This window comes from Pseudoalteromonas sp. S2893, assembly GCF_005887105.1.
Lineage (GTDB): Bacteria > Pseudomonadota > Gammaproteobacteria > Enterobacterales > Alteromonadaceae > Pseudoalteromonas > Pseudoalteromonas atlantica.
On sequence record NZ_PNCY01000005.1, the window covers coordinates 25463 to 41359 of the forward strand.

A 15897-nucleotide genomic window follows, 5' to 3' on the forward strand; every position below is an offset into this window, starting at 1 on the left:
TTACTGAATATTACCTAGGCGTTCAAAACGAACACCAGTTGGAACCCATCCTGGTAAAACATCATCTGGGCCATTCTCAAATTCAAAACTCATCCATATAAAGACAGCTTTACCCACCAAGTTTTCTTTTGGTACAAAGCCCCAAAAGCGACTATCTTGGCTGTTGTCGCGGTTATCACCCATCATAAAATAATGATCAGCTGGTACAGTCCATTCATCCGAAGGAGTCCCTGGTTGCTGATAGTAACGCCCTTTACGTTCAGGTGCGCGTGGGTTGATTAAAATGTCGTGCTTGAGTGTCGTCAAATCTTCATTTACTCGGGCAAGCGACATTTGGCCTTGTTTAAACTCATTATCGTTAATTAATTTAAAATCAATTTTATTAAACTCATTACAAAGTAGGTCACCCTGCTGGGTCTCGCCTTCTTTACAATTAGGTTGAATATATAAACGCTTATCACGATAAACAATTTTATCGCCCGGTAAACCAATAGCACGTTTTATATAATCTACTCGCTCATCTAACGGGTATTTAAAAACAACAATATCGCCGCGTTCAGGCTCGCCTACATCTACAAGCTGGCTACGCCATACTGGGTCTTTAATCCCGTACGAGTACTTTTGTACTAAAATAAAGTCGCCTACCAACAGGGTTGGCATCATTGAACCTGACGGTATTTGAAAAGGCTCAAAAATAAACGACCTAAAAATAGTAATAGCTGCAATCATCGGAAAAATCGATTTTGCAGTTTCTGTAATTGCCGGCTCAGGTGCAATTAACGCCGCTGTTTCTTCATCAAGCTGGCCACCGGCAGATGTTTGGGCAAGCGCCAAACGCTCTTGCCTTTTTGGCGCATACATTAGGTGGTCAATTAACCATATTAAACCTGAGCCTAACGTTAATAACACCAATAAAACTGAGAAATAACCAGCCATCTATAATCCTTTGTTTTTATTTACCAACTTTCAAAATAGCTAGAAACGCTTCTTGCGGTACTTCTACGTTACCCAATTGCTTCATTCGTTTTTTACCATCTTTTTGCTTTTGCAGTAGCTTTTTCTTACGGCTCACGTCACCACCGTAACACTTAGCGATTACATTTTTACGTAATTGCTTAACCGTAGTACGGGCAATAACATGTTGTCCTATTGCAGCTTGAATCGCAATATCAAACATTTGACGCGGAATAAGCTCTTTTAACGCATCAGCAAGTTGGCGGCCGCGTGATTGTGCACTGTCGCGGTGAACAATTATAGCGAGCGCATCAACACGTTCACCATTAATAAGTATATCAACACGTACCATGTCTGATGTTTGAAAGTGCTTAAAGTTGTAATCAAGCGATGCAAAACCACGACTGGTTGACTTTAATTTATCAAAAAAGTCCATAACCACTTCAGCCATAGGTAGCTCATAAGTTACAGCGACTTGCTTGCCGTGATAACTCATTTTAGTTTGCATACCACGTTTTTCTACACACAGAGTAATAACGCTACCTAAAAACTCTTGCGGTACAAGTATGTTTGCCTCTACTACTGGTTCGCGTATTTCAACAATATCATTTACCGCCGGTAAGTCAGACGGGTTATCAATTTGACTCGTACCTTCTTTGGTTACTACTTCGTAGATTACAGTAGGTGCCGTGGTAATTAAATCAATATCGTATTCACGCTCTAAACGCTCTTGGATAATTTCCATGTGTAGCATACCTAAAAAGCCACAGCGGAAACCAAAACCCAGTGCTGTTGAATTTTCAGGTTCAAAAAATAACGACGCATCATTTAAGCTTAGTTTATTAAGTGCATCGCGGAACGATTCATAATCATCAGAGGCAATTGGGAACATACCTGCATATACTTGCGGCTTAATTTTTTGAAAGCCTGGTAAACGCGCTGGTGCCGCATTTTTTTGATGCGTAATCGTATCGCCAACTGGGGCGCCGTGTATTTCTTTAATACCGGCAATAACAAACCCTACTTCGCCGGTACGTAAAATACCCGTGTTGGTTTGCTTAGGAGTAAAAATACCCACGTGATCAGCTGTATGTACTTGCTCGTTCGACATTATTTTTATTTTGTCGCCGGCACGTAGTTCGCCGTGCTTAATACGCACTAGTGATACAACACCTTGGTATGGGTCAAACCACGAGTCAATAATAAGCGCCTGCAAAGGTTGATCTTTTTCACCTACCGGTGGTGGAATATCCTTTACAATCATTTCAAGTACTTCAGCAATACCAACACCTGTTTTAGCACTACATTGCACAGCGTCTAGGGCATCAATACCAATAATGTCTTCAATTTCTTCTGCTACACGAAGCGGATCGGCTTGCGGTAAATCTATTTTATTTAAAACAGGGATTACTTCTAAATCCATTTCAATGGCGGTATAACAGTTTGCCAGCGTTTGTGCTTCAACACCTTGTCCGGCATCAACAACTAAAAGCGCACCTTCACATGCCGCTAAAGAGCGAGAAACTTCATAAGTAAAGTCAACGTGCCCCGGTGTATCGATAAAGTTAAGTTGGTAGGTTTCGCCATCGTTAGCAGTGTAGTTAAGCGTTACACTTTGCGCTTTAATGGTAATACCGCGCTCACGCTCGATGTCCATTGAATCTAACACTTGCTTTTGCATTTCGCGGTCTGTTAAGCCACCACAAACCTGGATCAAACGATCTGAAAGGGTCGATTTACCATGGTCAATATGGGCGATGATCGAAAAATTACGGATATGCTTCATAAACTGGATTCTAAACTTCTATTTTAATAGGCTAAGTACGAACACCTGAGTGACTTGAAAATACTTATTGGGTATAAGTGCTATATAAGTGGCTAAATACGCTTTAGATAATCAAATTTTGATTGCCTTTTTACCCTGTATTTCCAAGTTACTCTGGTATAAAACAGCAATTTTACATTTAATTGGCCTTAATCACCATCTATTTGCGTTAAAGGAAGGCTAATTGGATGAATTTTTATCACTTTTACATCATGCCTGAGTGTTTTTACTTTGCTTTTAGCTAAAAAGTAACCTCCTACACCGCCCAAAGCGGCGAATAATATTTGCCATCCCTGCGCTAAAAGTAGTAATTCGGCACTAATAAATGCAAGCGTTAATCCTAAAAATAAAGGCAGCATGTATACAGCAAAAGCATGTTTGACTAAATGCGAATCATCTAATGAGAGCATTACTTTTTGGCCCACTTCTACAGGAGTATCAAATTGATATGGAAAGGTTTTTTTATCGCTACCAAAGAGTTTGGCAAAGACTTGCGAGCCACAGCGACCATTACACCCTTCGCAGGCTTTTTTTTGCTGGGCTTCTAAGTGGGCAGTGGTGCCTTCTAGGGCAACCACTGTAAGTGTTTGTTCAATCATAACAACCCTTACGAATTGTTTATAATGCGCGAGTCACTGACTCAGCAATTGCCTTTGCGGTTTGGCTTGGCACATTACCAACAACAGATACATCAAAGTTTCCGCCATTATGCACATAAATTGTCGTTGCGCCAGAAGTTAATGATCCGCTTAAGCGGCGACCTGGTAAGGGGCGCTGTACAAAAACAGAAATTTCAACAAACCCGTCAGAATATAAATAATAGTCAGTAAGTTCGTTGTTTAAATCAAGTTTATGGCGGTCTGATTTTAGTAATTTAAAGCCATTAGGTAACCAACCAATGCGCCAGTTTGTGGCATTACTTTTTTCACCTTCCAGTGCGTTACCTGGTAACGGCGTTGGAAAATTACGATTGAGCACTTCTAAAATCATCGGTGCTGGTTGCTCTGTTACGCTAATATGGGTTAACTGTAGCTGCTCTAATGCTTCACCTTGGTGGTTAACATAAGCGGCTTTTAATAACAGCGATGATTCTGTATCAAGCCAAATCCAATAGTTATATTTGTATTCATCTTTTGATTCTATTCTCACCAGTTGCGCCGCTCGCCCTGCAATACGGCCTTTACCACCTAGCACAAAATCATATTGGCTGCTTAGCGCTTCAATATCTTTAAATAATACTTCAGGTATTGGCCCAGCAATGGAGTCTGTATTTATAGAATATGGCTGCGATTGCGGTTCAAAGTAGGTTACTTGGTCGTTAATTCTCACCATTTCTAAGCCCGCGCCATTAAGTAAACTTAAATGCTCAAGCTCTGTTTCACCTTGCTTTGCATGCACCCAACGGTAAGGTTCCATGGCTTTACCCTTTACCACCACAAAAGAGGCGTCAAAATTACGGGTATGCACTGCGTTCGCCATGTTTAGTAATAAATCTTTGGCGGGATTTGTGTCGTTAGCAAAAACATTAAAGCTTAATACTAACGACAGAACAAAAGTGATTACTTTCATTTAATTAGTTTTTTTCCTCTTGCGCTTTGTCACTATTTTGCGCTGTTTGCAAAGAGTGTGCAACACGTGCTTGACGTTGATGCTCTAAAACTAACGCGCCAATGCGTTGTTGCTGTAATTCGCGTAAACCTTGCTCAGCGTTTTCAAGAGCAGGTTCTGAAGAATAACTCACCGGCGATGCCATACCTGTTAATGGGGTAGTTTGTAAAAGCGGAATTTCGCTTTCTTGCTCGCCCGCACCTTGCGGCAAGGTATTTACGCCAACAATGGCAAACATAGCTACGCTTGCAGCAATAGCAAGTTGTGCAACCGGCTTGCGCCAATTAAACGCCACTACTTTGTTATCTTGCTGCGCTTCACTGTGCTCGGTATCAGGTGTTTTGTTTGCTGTCGATTGAGTGAAATCGGCATACACAGGCTCACTTTCAAGTGCTAAGGCGATGTTATCGCTTATATCGATGTGTATGTCGTTGTTATTTTTTTGAGCACGCATCGCATCACCAATTAGCGCATATCGACCAAACGTAGCAACATCCTGATCAGAAATTTTACCCTCTGCAAGGTGTTGTTCGCCGTCAAGTAATGCTGATAACGTTTCGCTATCCAACTTGTTAACGTGTGCTTTTGTCATACTAAGACTCGCCTATTAATGGGTTTAATTTATTATCTATTGCTTCTCGGGCTCTAAAAATACGCGAACGTACTGTCCCAACAGGGCAATCCATTACCACGGCTATTTCTTCATAGCTCATCCCTTCGATTTCTCTTAGGGTAATCGCGGTTTTAAGGTCTTCAGGCAAACTATCAATCGTATTAAAAATAACAGCGCGTACTTCGTCGCTTAACAGTAAGTTTTCAGGCGATGCGTTTGAACGCATCGAATCCGCACCGTCATAAAACTCGGCATCTTCAGCGTCTATATCGTTTGCTGGCGGTTTACGGCCCTGAGCTACTAAATAATTTTTAGCACAATTAACGGCAATACGGTATAACCACGTATAAAAGGCACTATCACCTCTAAAGTTTGGAAGTGCACGGTAGGCCTTAATAAATGCCTCTTGTGCTACATCTGCAATATCGCCTTGGTTAGACACATAACGTGAAATTAACCCTGCAATTTTGTTCTGATACTTCTTTACTAATAGGTTGAAGGCGTTTTTATCTCCTTGCTGGACCCTTTTTACAAGCGCTAAATCTAATTCCTGCTCGCTCATTCGAGCCGGTACTCCTCTGTTTGATTCTTGCTGGTTATTCATAGTGTCGCCATTGTTCACAAATACTCTGACCTCTTTATGAATAAAAAGTTCTGCTTAATATTATTTTTTTATAAAATAGTCGTAAATAACGGCGCTAAGCCATTAAAATCACTACGTAGTAATATGACAAATATGATACAACTACATTATTAAAAACAAATATTGCTCTAATTTGAGCATTGTAACCGCAAAGTACCTCTGACATGAACCAAAATAAACATCATATTGCTGATGTCGCTATTATCGGTAGCGGCGCGGCGGGCTTATCTCTTGCATTGTCTTTAGCTAACTATTGTAATGTTACTGTGATCAGTAAAGGTGCCCTCACCGAAGGCTCTACACTGTATGCACAAGGCGGGATTGCCGCAGTATTTGATAAAAAAAACGACAGCATAGAATCACATGTTGAAGATACCCTTGATGCCGGCGGTGGTTTATGTGACCGAGAAGCTGTGCATTATACTGCAAGTAATGCGCATCAGTGTTTACAATGGCTCATTGAGCAAGGCGTTCCTTTTGATATGGAGTTTGATAGCAAAGGAAAAGAGCGCTTTCATTTAACCCGCGAAGGCGGACACAGCCATCGCCGTATTTTACATGCAGCCGATGCCACAGGTAAGGCCGTACAAACCACGTTAATTAGCCAAGTTAAAGCGCATAAAAACATTACCCTGCTCGAGCAATACAACGCCATCGATTTGATTAGCGATAAGAGCTTAGGTAAGCCGGGTTCGCATATTCATGGCATGTACGTGTGGAATAAAAAAGCAAAAAAAGTAGAAACTATTTCCGCTAAATTTGTAGCGCTCGCAACAGGGGGTGCAAGCAAGGTATATTTGTACACTTCAAACCCTGATGTATCTAGCGGTGACGGTATTGCCATGGCGTGGCGTGCAGGCTGTAGGGTAGCCAATATGGAATTTAACCAGTTTCACCCCACAAGCCTTTATCATCCAGAGCTACAAAACTTCTTAATTACCGAAGCTATGCGCGGTGAAGGAGCGTATTTAAAGCGCCCCGACGGCACTCGCTTTATGAAAGACTTTGACGATAGAGAAGAGCTGGCACCGCGCGACATAGTAGCCCGTGCTATCGACTTTGAAATGAAGCGTTTAGGTGCAAATTGTGTATACCTAGATATTAGCCACAAAAATAAAGACTTTATTATTGAGCACTTCCCTACTATTTACGCAAAGTGTTTAAGTGTAGGGCTGGATATAACCAAAGAAGCCATCCCGGTTGTTCCTGCCGCGCATTATACGTGTGGCGGTGTAATGAGCGACTTTAACGGTAAAACCGATTTAGATAACTTATACGCTGTAGGCGAAGTAGCCTACACAGGTTTGCACGGCGCTAACCGTATGGCGAGCAATTCATTATTAGAGTGCATTGTATTTGCACACGCTGCAGCTAAAGATATTTTAAGTAAACTTGAGCATGCGCCAGCACCACTTGCGCTGCCAAGCTGGGATGAAAGCCGAGTAAGTAATTCTGATGAAGAAATTGTTATTACCCATAACTGGCACGAACTGCGGTTATTTATGTGGGATTATGTAGGCATTGTGCGCTCAACTAAACGCCTAGAACGAGCACTGCACCGTGTTGAGTTATTACAACAAGAAATACATGATTATTACGCAAACTTTAGAGTAAGTAATAACTTATTGGAGCTTCGTAATTTAGTGCAAGTAGCCGAGCTTATAATTAGAAGTGCAATGCAGCGTAAAGAAAGCCGTGGCCTTCACTATACGATTGACTACCCTGAGCAAAATGAAAACCCAACACCCACTATTTTGATTCCACCTCGCCATTAATGGCAATCAATGCTGCGCGCTTTAAACGTGCGTAGCTTTGCTTATTTACGCCATTAGCTGAAATAATAAGCCATTGGCGTTTATTAAAACCTTTAATGTGTAGCCACACACTGGTATTTAATATTTTTGTTTTAGGGGTTATTTGCCCCTGAACCTTTAAATTTTCGTTTTCAAAGCGTATTTGCTTAGGCTCTAAAATAATAACGCCACTTTCAGGGTGAATGGCCACTATTTTTTGCCATACCCAGCAAAGCGCAATTGCATTTACAGTTATACAAACAACAATGCTAAAAAAAGAGCTTAAATAAAGCCCCAATACCACACTTAATAAGCAGAAAAACAGCACCACAGGCCGCTGTTCTGCTTTGTTATTTACTACCGTAAACCTATACACGAACTCGGTCTAAAATTAGCGATACCATGGTATTAAGCTCAGCATCTTTACACTCTTCATGGCCCATAAACCATGCAAATAAATCAGGGTCTTCTTGGGTTAGCAAACGCTGAAATACAGCCTGTTGCTGTGCATTTAACGAATCATACGCCTGCTCTACAAATGGCATAAACAAAACATCTAACTCTAACATGCCGCGGCGACAAGCCCAGCGTATACGTGCTTTACTATGAATTTCAGTCATTTTAAACCTCATACTTAATTGTCCCGAGTTTAACAAATACCCGCCTAATTAGCAGCTATTAATCTGTGTTCAAATAATAAAAAACTGCCCGCCTTCGTTGCTGTACCCTAGGTTATAACTGCGTTATTATGTCTACTCATTTGTATTGCACAGAAGGTTTTTATGTCGAGCGTTTATGCATGTCCGTTATCTCACCAACTTATTAGCCTAACCGGTGCGGATAAATTGTCTTATCTTCACGGACAAATCACTCAAGATCTCAATAAACTATCTAACAGCAATTATTTATGGGCTGGTCACTGCAGTGCCAAAGGCAAGTTGTGGGGTGTGTTTAAATTATTTTCTCACCAAGATAGCTACTACTTAGCAGGTTCACAGCCTGAGGTAGAGAAGTCGCTCAGTGAGCTAAAAAAATACGCTGTGTTTGCCAAAGTAGATATTGATGTTTCTACGAACAGATTAATCGGGTTGATCAGTGACGATTTAACCCCTGTACTAGAAAAACTTGATATTCGTTTTTCTGATGACCAAACGGCCTGTGACTTCCCAAGTGGTAAAGCCCTTAAGTTAGCGCCAAATCGCGTTTTACTAATGGTTGATAGCCAATTTAGTATGCCAGATGATGTCTCTACATTAGATAACTGCGCACTATGGCAAGAAGCCGCTATAAAAGCGGGCGAGCCACAATTAAATAGTGACGCCATTGGCGAATACGTACCACAAATGGTAAACCTTCAAGCGATTAACGGCATTAGTTTTAAAAAAGGCTGTTACACCGGCCAAGAAACGGTTGCCCGTATGAAGTACCTAGGTAAAAACAAACGCGCTATGTATATTGTTACAGGTAAAAGCGATGGCCTACTTGAAGAGCCTGAGCTTGAAACCCAAGTGGGCGAAAATTGGCGCCGCGCTGGTAAACTAATTGCCCAAAGCTATAACGAAAATAGCCAAACCTTATTTGGCCTTGTTGTGCTGCCAAACGATACACCAAGTACACACGTACTTCGTGCAAAGCACACCCCTCAGGTAGAGCTAAGCATTCTGCCTCTACCTTACTCTCTTGAAGATGAATAAATAGGAATGACTATGATCGTTGCACCAAACACAGTAGTAAAAATGCATTATTCAGTACTGGATAACGATGGCAATACCATTGATAACTCTTTTGATGGCGAGCCACTGGTTTTTATTATTGGCACAGGCTACTTAATCCCAGGGCTTGAAAATGCACTCCAAGGCAAGCAAGCCGGTGATACATTAAATGTAAAAGTAGAACCTGAAGAAGGCTACGGCGAACGTCACGATAACCTAATGCAAGCGGTGCCTAAGTCGATGTTTGATGGCATGGAGATTGAAGTGGGTATGCAATTTAGAGCGTCAACTGATGATGGTGATCAATCTGTGATGATTATCGAGATTCAAGATGAAGACGTTATAGTTGATGGCAACCACCCGCTTTCGGGTATTACCCTTAATTTTGATGTAGAAATTTTAGAGGTGCGCGAAGCAACCGAAGAAGAGCTTGCGCACGGCCACGTGCACGGTGAAGGCGGTTGTGGTCACGATCACTAATCATACCGCCGTTTATAAAAAAAGCGCCTAAGGCGCTTTTTTTATAACATATTGTTGTAGGTCGCGGTTTTTATTGGCGCCGGTTCCTCTAAAGGAGTTTCACTGGGTGTTATTTTACCCTCAAGCGCACGTAATAAGCCTTGCTGATCGTTTGTTCCCACTCGGTACTTAGTACCGTCTTTTAAGGTTAACTGTAGCGCACTAAACCCGGATACAGAATACACCCACCCATCATGCGTAATACGAATACCAATACCATGGCGGTAAGAGTTTTGCACCGCTTTAGCCTCTACTATGTCCGCTAGTGCTAATCGTTGCCCCGCAACGCCAGGGCCAAAAGCCCAACTAATTGTGTGCTCATCAACTTTTACGGTTAAACCATGAAACAAAAACCCGACTAAAACCAATACACCGGCAAATACCATTAATGGCACATCGGCGCCCATTAAGTTCCAGGCTAAGGCTACAAAGCCGCCTATCCATGCTAAAACAAAAAATATAAACACCGCATATTGTTTATGCTGATACATAACGCTCTCTTTATTATTAAAAACTGTACACCAACGTGGCGCTTAATTCTGAGTCGTATTTAAGGTTATCGTCTTCAGGTTTTGAATTATAACGATACATATAGGCAAACTTTAACGATACCGCACCTATAACTTGACTAATCAAAGCGGTTTCTGACTTCAAACGCGAATTTAACCCCGACAAAGACTGCTCAATACTCACATCTTGATTAAAGCGCGTGCGCTTTGATACCAAGCGCTCCCACTGCATTGCAATACGTACTAAATAACCAGTTTTGTTTTCATCTTCTTCGCTTACCTCTGATTCATCATCAGCGACAGAGCGATATAAGCCTGGGCCAATATCAATATCTACTTTATTTTTTACACCTTGATAAACTCTGGCACCATAGCCGGTAGCTACCGTACTTTTGTAATCTAGGCCACTAAATTTATCTTCTTCGTAGTCACCGTAAATAAAAAATGAAGAGTTTTTAACGCCCACTTTGTAGTTACCCTGTGCAGAGACAAAAATACGGTCTGCCGTTACATCGGTTTGCCCTGTATCTTCGTTTTGATCTCGTTTATACAAGGTGTCTAATTTAAATTGGTTACGCCAATTTTCGAAGTCTTGGTATAAATTTCCTCTAAACTTAAAGCTGGTAGAGTTAGTATTACCCTTACTTAAAATTAAGCCAAATTCAGTATCGCCATAGAGCATTTCGCCTTTATGTAGCTCGTGTATTTCTTCATCAGAGAGTTGTCCATATTCATGAAAGTCTTCAAATGGATCAACAGCCCAACAGCGGCTGCTCATTATTAAAAACACGAATAGTAAATACTTATGCACGGTAAACTCTCTTGCACATACAAACAAAACTGCTTACTCAGCGTGCTCTGTTTCTTTCCACAAAATATGACAAAACGGCGCGTCTTTATCACGGCTAATTAAAATTTTTGCAAATAACACATCTTCGTTTTCAAACTCTAACCCCACTAGCACTTGCACAAATAACTCCGGCTCTATTTCAAGTGCTACAAAGTCTTGCCATTGCTCATCAGGCTCGCCCTCTTCAATAAACCCAAGCTCTTCTCGGTATTCGTTAAAGTCTTCAACATCTTGTTCGCTAAGATTATTTGGCGCCAGCTCTAAAAAAATATCGTACGCTTGATGGGTAACTTCTTCTTCGCTATATAAACGTGGGCCTGACATGGGTAAAACCTCAATGCATTTTAAGTGCGCACATAATATCAAAACTCATCTGTGTTTTGAGAAAAAACAGCTAAAAATAATGACTTTTTTGTTACCAGCTCATGCGCAGTTAAGCTTAAATAAGATTCAAAGTGCTTTGACTAAAAAAGTTAAAAATAATTCAATTTATTTTTTATTATAAAACAAACCGTTACTTTACTTAGTACGGCGTACATCATAAGCTCAAACACATAATAATAGGAGAGCGCAATGATAAAACTAGAAATACAACAAGGCATTGCTAACGTTATTTTAAGCCGCGCAGAAAAACAAAATGCACTTAGCTTTGATATGTTCTTGCAATTAAACAGTACTATTAAACGTATAAAAAAAGATAAAAGTGTTCGCGCCGTAGTGATAAAAGGTGATGGTGAGCATTTTTGCTCTGGGCTTGATGTGGCTGCAGTGATGGCCTCACCATTAAACATTGTTAGGCTGTTGCTAAAATGGCTACCTGGCAATCAAAACCTAGCGCAAAAAGTGGTACTGGGCTGGCAGTCGTTAAGCGTACCTGTGATTGCGCAAATAAACGGAAATTGTTTAGGGGGTGGGCTACAAATAGCATTGGGCGCCGACTATAGAATTGTTGATACCCACGCAAAACTAGCCATTATGGAAGCGCGTTGGGGGCTATGCCCCGATATGGGCGCTAATGTAGTGCTTGCTGGTTTATTAAAGCGCGACCAAGCGCTGTGGCTGGCAAGCCACGCCAACCCGATTAGTGCACACACGGCCTACGAGCTGGGGTTAGTCACAGAGCTTACAGACAATACCGAACAGGCCACACAGCGCATGTTAAATATATTACGTGAACGCTCCCCCGATACACTGGCAGCGATAAAGCGCGTTACTCAACAAAGCTACACAACAAACCAACGACAAATTTTAGCTAAAGAAACGTTTAGCCAAATTCGCTTATTACTCAATCCTAATACTAAAAAAGCAATTGCCAAAGCAAAAGGGAAAACAGATATAAGCTATGCAAATTCAAAACGCTGGTAAGACTAAATTAGCATTTAATAATAGTGCGTATTTGCTAACGTTAATTTCTTTCTATATTAATGAGCCATTATCATGAAGTACTTACTTAGCAGTGCAATTATTTTACTGTGCTTAGGGTGTGCTAAATTAATAATGCACTTAATTGATGGCAGCTTCCCTGCACCGCTCCTTGGCATGGTTATTTTACTGAGTTTATTACTGTTAGGTGTAGTGAAAGAGCACCATATTAAACCCTCGGCCTCCCCTATTTTAAATATTATGCCAATATTTTTTATACCCGCGGGGGTAGGATTTATCGAGCACATTGCACTTATTAAGCTGCATTGGCCCTATTTGGTTTTGGTTATTTTGCTCGTCCCTGCCAGTACGCTTTTACTGGTAAGCAGCGTTGTTGGCTATGTTAAAGGTAAAAATAGCAATGACTGAGCTGCACCTTACGCTATGGTACTTAACAACTCCCGCTATTATTTTGCTGTTTTTATTATTAAGAGCGTTTAATAAACACTGGCAGCACAGCATAGTAAAATCGCTCACCAACCCAGTGTTTTTAAGTATTGCGATTATTGCCTTAGTACTTGTTAATTTAAAATTACCTTATGCTGATTTTTCCACGCATAGCCAACTACTTAGTTGGCTATTAGAGCCTGCTATAGTGGCACTGGCCTTACCTTTGTATCAGCAGTTTATACATGTCAGAAAAAATCTACTGTTAATAGTAAGCACCTGTAGCTTAGGCATTATTAACGCCACAGTGGTGGCTTTTATTTTAAGTATTTTATTTGATGTACCCGCCAATTTAAGCGCCTCCGTAGCTGCATTAAGTGTAACTACGCCTATTTCATTAATAGTTACTGAGTCTTTAGGGGGGATTAGCTCTCTTGCCGCAGCATTAGTTATATTTATTGGCTTACTAGGTGCGCTCTTTGGGTTAATGCTCATTAAGTGGATAGGTGTTAATAACCACCAAGCTCAAGGAATAGCAATGGGAACTGCGTGCCATGCTATAGGCACCGCAGCAGCACTGGACGAGCACCCAAAAATAGGCGCGTTTTCCTCGGTTGCGATGGCTTTAAGCGCATTATTAACCGCCATAATAGTCCCTGTGCTATATCCTTTTTTAGTCAACACTTTGCTATAGTTAGCAAAAAATAATTACGCAATATAAAGAGCCCACTATGATCAGTTCTGAAATAGAACAATTTGAAAAATACTACACCATGCTCACTGAGTATTTAGTTACCTACAGCATGCAAATTGTGGGTGCCGTTTTTATTCTTATACTGGGTTTGTGGGTGGCTAAAAAACTCTCAAATTTAGTCGCTAAATTGATGGCTCGTCATAATGTCGATATTACGCTTACCAGCTTTGTCAGTAACGTGGTAAAAGTATTGCTTATTGTGATGGTTGTCGTGATAGCACTTGGCAAAATAGGCATTAGTGTTACCCCCTTTGTAGCGGCTATAGGTGCTGCCTCTCTAGGTGCGGGTTTAGCCTTACAAGGAATGCTTTCAAACTATGGCGCTGGCCTTGCTATTATTGCCACGCGCCCTTTTGTGGTAGGCGATACCATTGAAGTAAAAGGGGTCAGCGGTCAAGTAAAAACAATTGAGCTGGGTTACACCATTTTAATTGATGAAGAAAAAGTAGAAATCACTATTCCTAACAAGCACATAGTGGGTGAAATAATTCACAACTCGTTTAGCTACTCGTTAGTTAAAGGAGAAATAGATATAGCCTATACTGCATGCGCTGATACCGCTGTTAGCCTTATTGAAGAAGTGTTAAAGGCTCATGACCAGGTGGCTCAAAACCCTATTTCTCAAGTAGGCATAGAGCGCTTTGCCGATAGCGGCGTAACCATTAGTTATCGCTATTGGGTGCCTACAACCAAAATAATAGAAACCAAGCTTGCTATTAACGCAGGCGTTTATAAAGCCATTAATAGCGCTGAGATAGAAATACCCTTTCCGCAGCGGGTGGTTACTATTAAAGAACGCGACCTTTCTTAATAAAAAACAAAGCCGCTTAATGCGGCTTTATTATTTTTTAGCTTAAAGCAGTAATAAACTGCCTAACCCTAAAAAGGTCACAAACCCAACTATATCAGTAACCGTGGTTAATATTACCGAGCCAGAAAGCGCAGGGTCTATTTTCATTTTGTCTAAAATAGACGGTATAACAACCCCAGCTAACGACGCAGCCACTAAGTTAAGCAATATAGCAACGGTAATTGTAATGCTTAGCATTATGTCGCTATACCAAACAAAGGTGAGCGCGCCAATCACTAATGCCCACACTAAGCCGTTCACCGCCCCTACCCGTAACTCCTTTTTTAAAAGTGCATTGCGGTTAGAGTCGGTTACCTGACCAAGCGCTAAACCGCGCACTATTACCGTTAAAGTTTGACTCCCGGCGATTCCGCCCATAGAGGCCACCACAGGCATAAGTACCGCCAGTGCTACAACCTGCTCTATTGTTGCGCCAAATAAGCCAATAAACCAAGATGCTAAAAACGCAGTGGCTAAATTTATACCCAGCCAAATCCCCCGGTTTTTAGCACTTTTTCTTACACTGGCAAACAGGTCTTCATCTTCGCGTAAACCACCAGCTTTGGCCGCAGCTTCGTCGGCAATTTCTTGGCGTAGTTCGTATGCCGAGCTAATGGTTAAACGCCCGACTAATTTGTTATCAGTATTAACCACCGGCATGGCCATTTTTTCACTGTGAATAACCACTTCTGCCGCTTCGTATAAATCATCATCAGCATGCAATGATGAAAAATCATAGTTTGCCAGCGCCAATAGGTTATCGCCTTCATCGGCTTTTATTAAATCATTTACTGCAAGTTCACCTATTAGGCTGCCTTGGCGGCTAACTAAATACACAACTTCGCTGTATTGCGGCAAACCTTTGTGCAGTAATTTTTTAACGCCTGCAATTGTTGCTTTTTCAGTTATTTTTAGAAAGTCGAAACCAACCCAGTGACCTAATTGCTCAGGCGGATACTGCTGAGCAAGATCGTATTGTTTCGTTTGTGCTTCATCGAGTTGCTTTTTAGCATAATCAACAAAGCGCTCAGGAATAACCTCTTCAAGCTCAAGTAATTCTTCAACATTCACTTCATCTAATAGTGCGTATGCCTCGCTATCATCTAAGGTTTGTAGTAACCATAAGCAGCTGTCATCGCTCAGGGTGACGAATATTTCATGCTGCGTGTCTTTATCTAATAGCTGCCAAATTTCTAGACGCTGTTCTTTTGGGATGGCTTCAAAAAGTAGCGATAGGTGCTCAGTAGATAAATTAAGCTGTGCATCGGCTAAAAGCTGACTTTTTTGCGTGTGTGTTTCGCATTGTAATAAATCGTTTATTAGCTGCGGTAGTTGGTCGCCTGGATACTCAATCATCTTGAAACCTTAAATTTAAAAATGCACATTGCTTATAGTTTACTTGAACAATAAAAAATTGCAGAAAAAACCTAAACTTATTAAGACGTTTTAAGCTTTGAT

At 41.1% G+C, this 15897-nt stretch carries 19 protein-coding genes; 7 read left to right on the plus strand and 12 right to left on the minus strand.

Features of this window, described 5'->3' with window-relative positions:
* The 6 genes from lepB to rpoE form a co-directional block, all read right to left on the minus strand.
* Positions 1-936, minus strand: a complete 936-nt coding sequence (gene lepB / locus CWC04_RS01490) for a signal peptidase I (protein ID WP_004586227.1) — start codon at positions 934-936, stop codon at positions 1-3.
* A 16-nt stretch (positions 937-952) separates the two neighbouring features.
* Positions 953-2740: a translation elongation factor 4 gene (gene lepA / locus CWC04_RS01495; protein ID WP_004586226.1), complete on the minus strand. Its 1788-nt coding sequence runs from the start codon at positions 2738-2740 to the stop codon at positions 953-955.
* Positions 2741-2928: 188 nt separating this feature from the next.
* Positions 2929-3378: a SoxR reducing system RseC family protein gene (locus CWC04_RS01500; protein WP_138684437.1), complete on the minus strand. Its 450-nt coding sequence runs from the start codon at positions 3376-3378 to the stop codon at positions 2929-2931.
* A gap of 19 nt (positions 3379-3397) precedes the next feature.
* Positions 3398-4348, minus strand: coding sequence for a MucB/RseB C-terminal domain-containing protein (locus tag CWC04_RS01505; protein WP_054982697.1), 951 nt, complete (start codon positions 4346-4348; stop codon positions 3398-3400).
* A gap of 4 nt (positions 4349-4352) precedes the next feature.
* Positions 4353-4979, minus strand: a complete 627-nt coding sequence (locus tag CWC04_RS01510) for a sigma-E factor negative regulatory protein (protein WP_055015366.1) — start codon at positions 4977-4979, stop codon at positions 4353-4355.
* Position 4980: 1 nt separating this feature from the next.
* Positions 4981-5562, minus strand: coding sequence for an RNA polymerase sigma factor RpoE (gene rpoE, locus CWC04_RS01515; RefSeq protein WP_004586222.1), 582 nt, complete (start codon positions 5560-5562; stop codon positions 4981-4983).
* A 245-nt stretch (positions 5563-5807) separates the two neighbouring features.
* Here rpoE and nadB point away from each other — a divergent pair, with 245 nt between their 5' ends.
* Positions 5808-7418, plus strand: a complete 1611-nt coding sequence (gene nadB / locus CWC04_RS01520; protein WP_138684438.1) for an L-aspartate oxidase — start codon at positions 5808-5810, stop codon at positions 7416-7418.
* Here nadB and CWC04_RS01525 read toward each other — a convergent pair.
* Positions 7393-7812 carry a hypothetical protein gene (locus CWC04_RS01525; RefSeq protein WP_138684439.1) on the minus strand — a complete coding sequence of 140 codons (420 nt, stop codon included), beginning with the start codon at positions 7810-7812 and terminating at the stop codon, positions 7393-7395. The genes nadB and CWC04_RS01525 overlap by 26 nt on opposite strands.
* The gene (locus CWC04_RS01530; protein ID WP_004586219.1) at positions 7805-8056 is read right to left on the minus strand and encodes an FAD assembly factor SdhE; all 252 of its coding nucleotides are present in this window, start codon (positions 8054-8056) and stop codon (positions 7805-7807) included. The genes CWC04_RS01525 and CWC04_RS01530 overlap by 8 nt, the downstream gene beginning before the upstream one ends.
* Positions 8057-8218: 162 nt before the next feature.
* Here CWC04_RS01530 and ygfZ point away from each other — a divergent pair, with 162 nt between their 5' ends.
* Together ygfZ and CWC04_RS01540 are read left to right on the plus strand one after the other, a co-directional pair.
* Positions 8219-9130, plus strand: a complete 912-nt coding sequence (gene ygfZ / locus CWC04_RS01535; RefSeq protein ID WP_004586218.1) for a CAF17-like 4Fe-4S cluster assembly/insertion protein YgfZ — start codon at positions 8219-8221, stop codon at positions 9128-9130.
* 12 nt (positions 9131-9142) lie between these two features.
* On the plus strand, positions 9143-9628 hold the full coding sequence (locus CWC04_RS01540; RefSeq protein ID WP_004586217.1) for an FKBP-type peptidyl-prolyl cis-trans isomerase: 486 nt from the start codon (positions 9143-9145) through the stop codon (positions 9626-9628).
* 41 nt (positions 9629-9669) lie between these two features.
* Here CWC04_RS01540 and CWC04_RS01545 read toward each other — a convergent pair whose 3' ends face one another.
* The 3 genes from CWC04_RS01545 to CWC04_RS01555 form a co-directional block, all read right to left on the minus strand.
* A complete protein-coding gene (locus tag CWC04_RS01545) occupies positions 9670-10158 on the minus strand; it encodes a hypothetical protein (protein ID WP_138684440.1) in 489 nt (162 codons plus the stop codon).
* A gap of 16 nt (positions 10159-10174) precedes the next feature.
* Positions 10175-10954: a DUF481 domain-containing protein gene (locus CWC04_RS01550; RefSeq protein WP_276537847.1), complete on the minus strand. Its 780-nt coding sequence runs from the start codon at positions 10952-10954 to the stop codon at positions 10175-10177.
* Between the two features lie 66 nt (positions 10955-11020).
* On the minus strand, positions 11021-11350 hold the full coding sequence (locus CWC04_RS01555; protein WP_004586214.1) for an HI1450 family dsDNA-mimic protein: 330 nt from the start codon (positions 11348-11350) through the stop codon (positions 11021-11023).
* Between the two features lie 249 nt (positions 11351-11599).
* Between CWC04_RS01555 and CWC04_RS01560 the strand changes: the two genes are divergently transcribed.
* The 4 genes from CWC04_RS01560 to CWC04_RS01575 all read left to right on the plus strand — a co-directional run bounded on the left by CWC04_RS01560 (position 11600) and on the right by CWC04_RS01575 (position 14400).
* The gene (locus tag CWC04_RS01560) at positions 11600-12391 is read left to right on the plus strand and encodes a crotonase/enoyl-CoA hydratase family protein (RefSeq protein ID WP_126007934.1); all 792 of its coding nucleotides are present in this window, start codon (positions 11600-11602) and stop codon (positions 12389-12391) included.
* 72 nt (positions 12392-12463) lie between these two features.
* Entirely contained in the window at positions 12464-12817 is a 354-nt protein-coding gene (locus tag CWC04_RS01565) for a CidA/LrgA family protein (protein ID WP_138684441.1), read from the plus strand.
* Complete coding sequence (locus tag CWC04_RS01570; RefSeq protein ID WP_138684442.1) at positions 12810-13529, plus strand: LrgB family protein; 720 nt, start codon at positions 12810-12812, stop codon at positions 13527-13529. Before CWC04_RS01565 ends, CWC04_RS01570 begins: the two co-directional genes overlap by 8 nt.
* A 37-nt stretch (positions 13530-13566) precedes the next feature.
* A complete protein-coding gene (locus tag CWC04_RS01575) occupies positions 13567-14400 on the plus strand; it encodes a mechanosensitive ion channel family protein (protein ID WP_029774567.1) in 834 nt (277 codons plus the stop codon).
* 42 nt (positions 14401-14442) lie between these two features.
* Here the strand turns inward: CWC04_RS01575 and CWC04_RS01580 are convergent, their stop codons facing one another.
* The gene (locus tag CWC04_RS01580) at positions 14443-15795 is read right to left on the minus strand and encodes a magnesium transporter (RefSeq protein ID WP_138684443.1); all 1353 of its coding nucleotides are present in this window, start codon (positions 15793-15795) and stop codon (positions 14443-14445) included.
* Between the last annotated feature and the right edge of the window lie 102 nt (positions 15796-15897).

Excerpts from the sequence above, each read along its gene's own strand:
- CWC04_RS01545 (WP_138684440.1), bottom strand. The coding sequence starts at position 10,158 with ATGTATCAGCATAAACAATATGCGGTGTTTATATTTTTTGTTTTAGCA.
- lepB (WP_004586227.1), bottom strand. The coding sequence starts at position 936 with ATGGCTGGTTATTTCTCAGTTTTATTGGTGTTATTAACGTTAGGCTCA.
- CWC04_RS01570 (WP_138684442.1), top strand. The coding sequence starts at position 12,810 with ATGACTGAGCTGCACCTTACGCTATGGTACTTAACAACTCCCGCTATT.
- CWC04_RS01510 (WP_055015366.1), bottom strand. The coding sequence starts at position 4,979 with ATGACAAAAGCACACGTTAACAAGTTGGATAGCGAAACGTTATCAGCA.
- CWC04_RS01580 (WP_138684443.1), bottom strand. The coding sequence starts at position 15,795 with ATGATTGAGTATCCAGGCGACCAACTACCGCAGCTAATAAACGATTTA.
- CWC04_RS01550 (WP_276537847.1), bottom strand. The coding sequence starts at position 10,954 with ATGAGCAGCCGCTGTTGGGCTGTTGATCCATTTGAAGACTTTCATGAA.
- ygfZ (WP_004586218.1), top strand. The coding sequence starts at position 8,219 with ATGTCGAGCGTTTATGCATGTCCGTTATCTCACCAACTTATTAGCCTA.
- rpoE (WP_004586222.1), bottom strand. The coding sequence starts at position 5,562 with ATGAGCGAGCAGGAATTAGATTTAGCGCTTGTAAAAAGGGTCCAGCAA.
- CWC04_RS01565 (WP_138684441.1), top strand. The coding sequence starts at position 12,464 with ATGAAGTACTTACTTAGCAGTGCAATTATTTTACTGTGCTTAGGGTGT.
- nadB (WP_138684438.1), top strand. The coding sequence starts at position 5,808 with ATGAACCAAAATAAACATCATATTGCTGATGTCGCTATTATCGGTAGC.
- CWC04_RS01530 (WP_004586219.1), bottom strand. The coding sequence starts at position 8,056 with ATGACTGAAATTCATAGTAAAGCACGTATACGCTGGGCTTGTCGCCGC.
- CWC04_RS01540 (WP_004586217.1), top strand. The coding sequence starts at position 9,143 with ATGATCGTTGCACCAAACACAGTAGTAAAAATGCATTATTCAGTACTG.
- CWC04_RS01500 (WP_138684437.1), bottom strand. The coding sequence starts at position 3,378 with ATGATTGAACAAACACTTACAGTGGTTGCCCTAGAAGGCACCACTGCC.
- CWC04_RS01505 (WP_054982697.1), bottom strand. The coding sequence starts at position 4,348 with ATGAAAGTAATCACTTTTGTTCTGTCGTTAGTATTAAGCTTTAATGTT.
- CWC04_RS01560 (WP_126007934.1), top strand. The coding sequence starts at position 11,600 with ATGATAAAACTAGAAATACAACAAGGCATTGCTAACGTTATTTTAAGC.
- CWC04_RS01555 (WP_004586214.1), bottom strand. The coding sequence starts at position 11,350 with ATGTCAGGCCCACGTTTATATAGCGAAGAAGAAGTTACCCATCAAGCG.
- lepA (WP_004586226.1), bottom strand. The coding sequence starts at position 2,740 with ATGAAGCATATCCGTAATTTTTCGATCATCGCCCATATTGACCATGGT.
- CWC04_RS01575 (WP_029774567.1), top strand. The coding sequence starts at position 13,567 with ATGATCAGTTCTGAAATAGAACAATTTGAAAAATACTACACCATGCTC.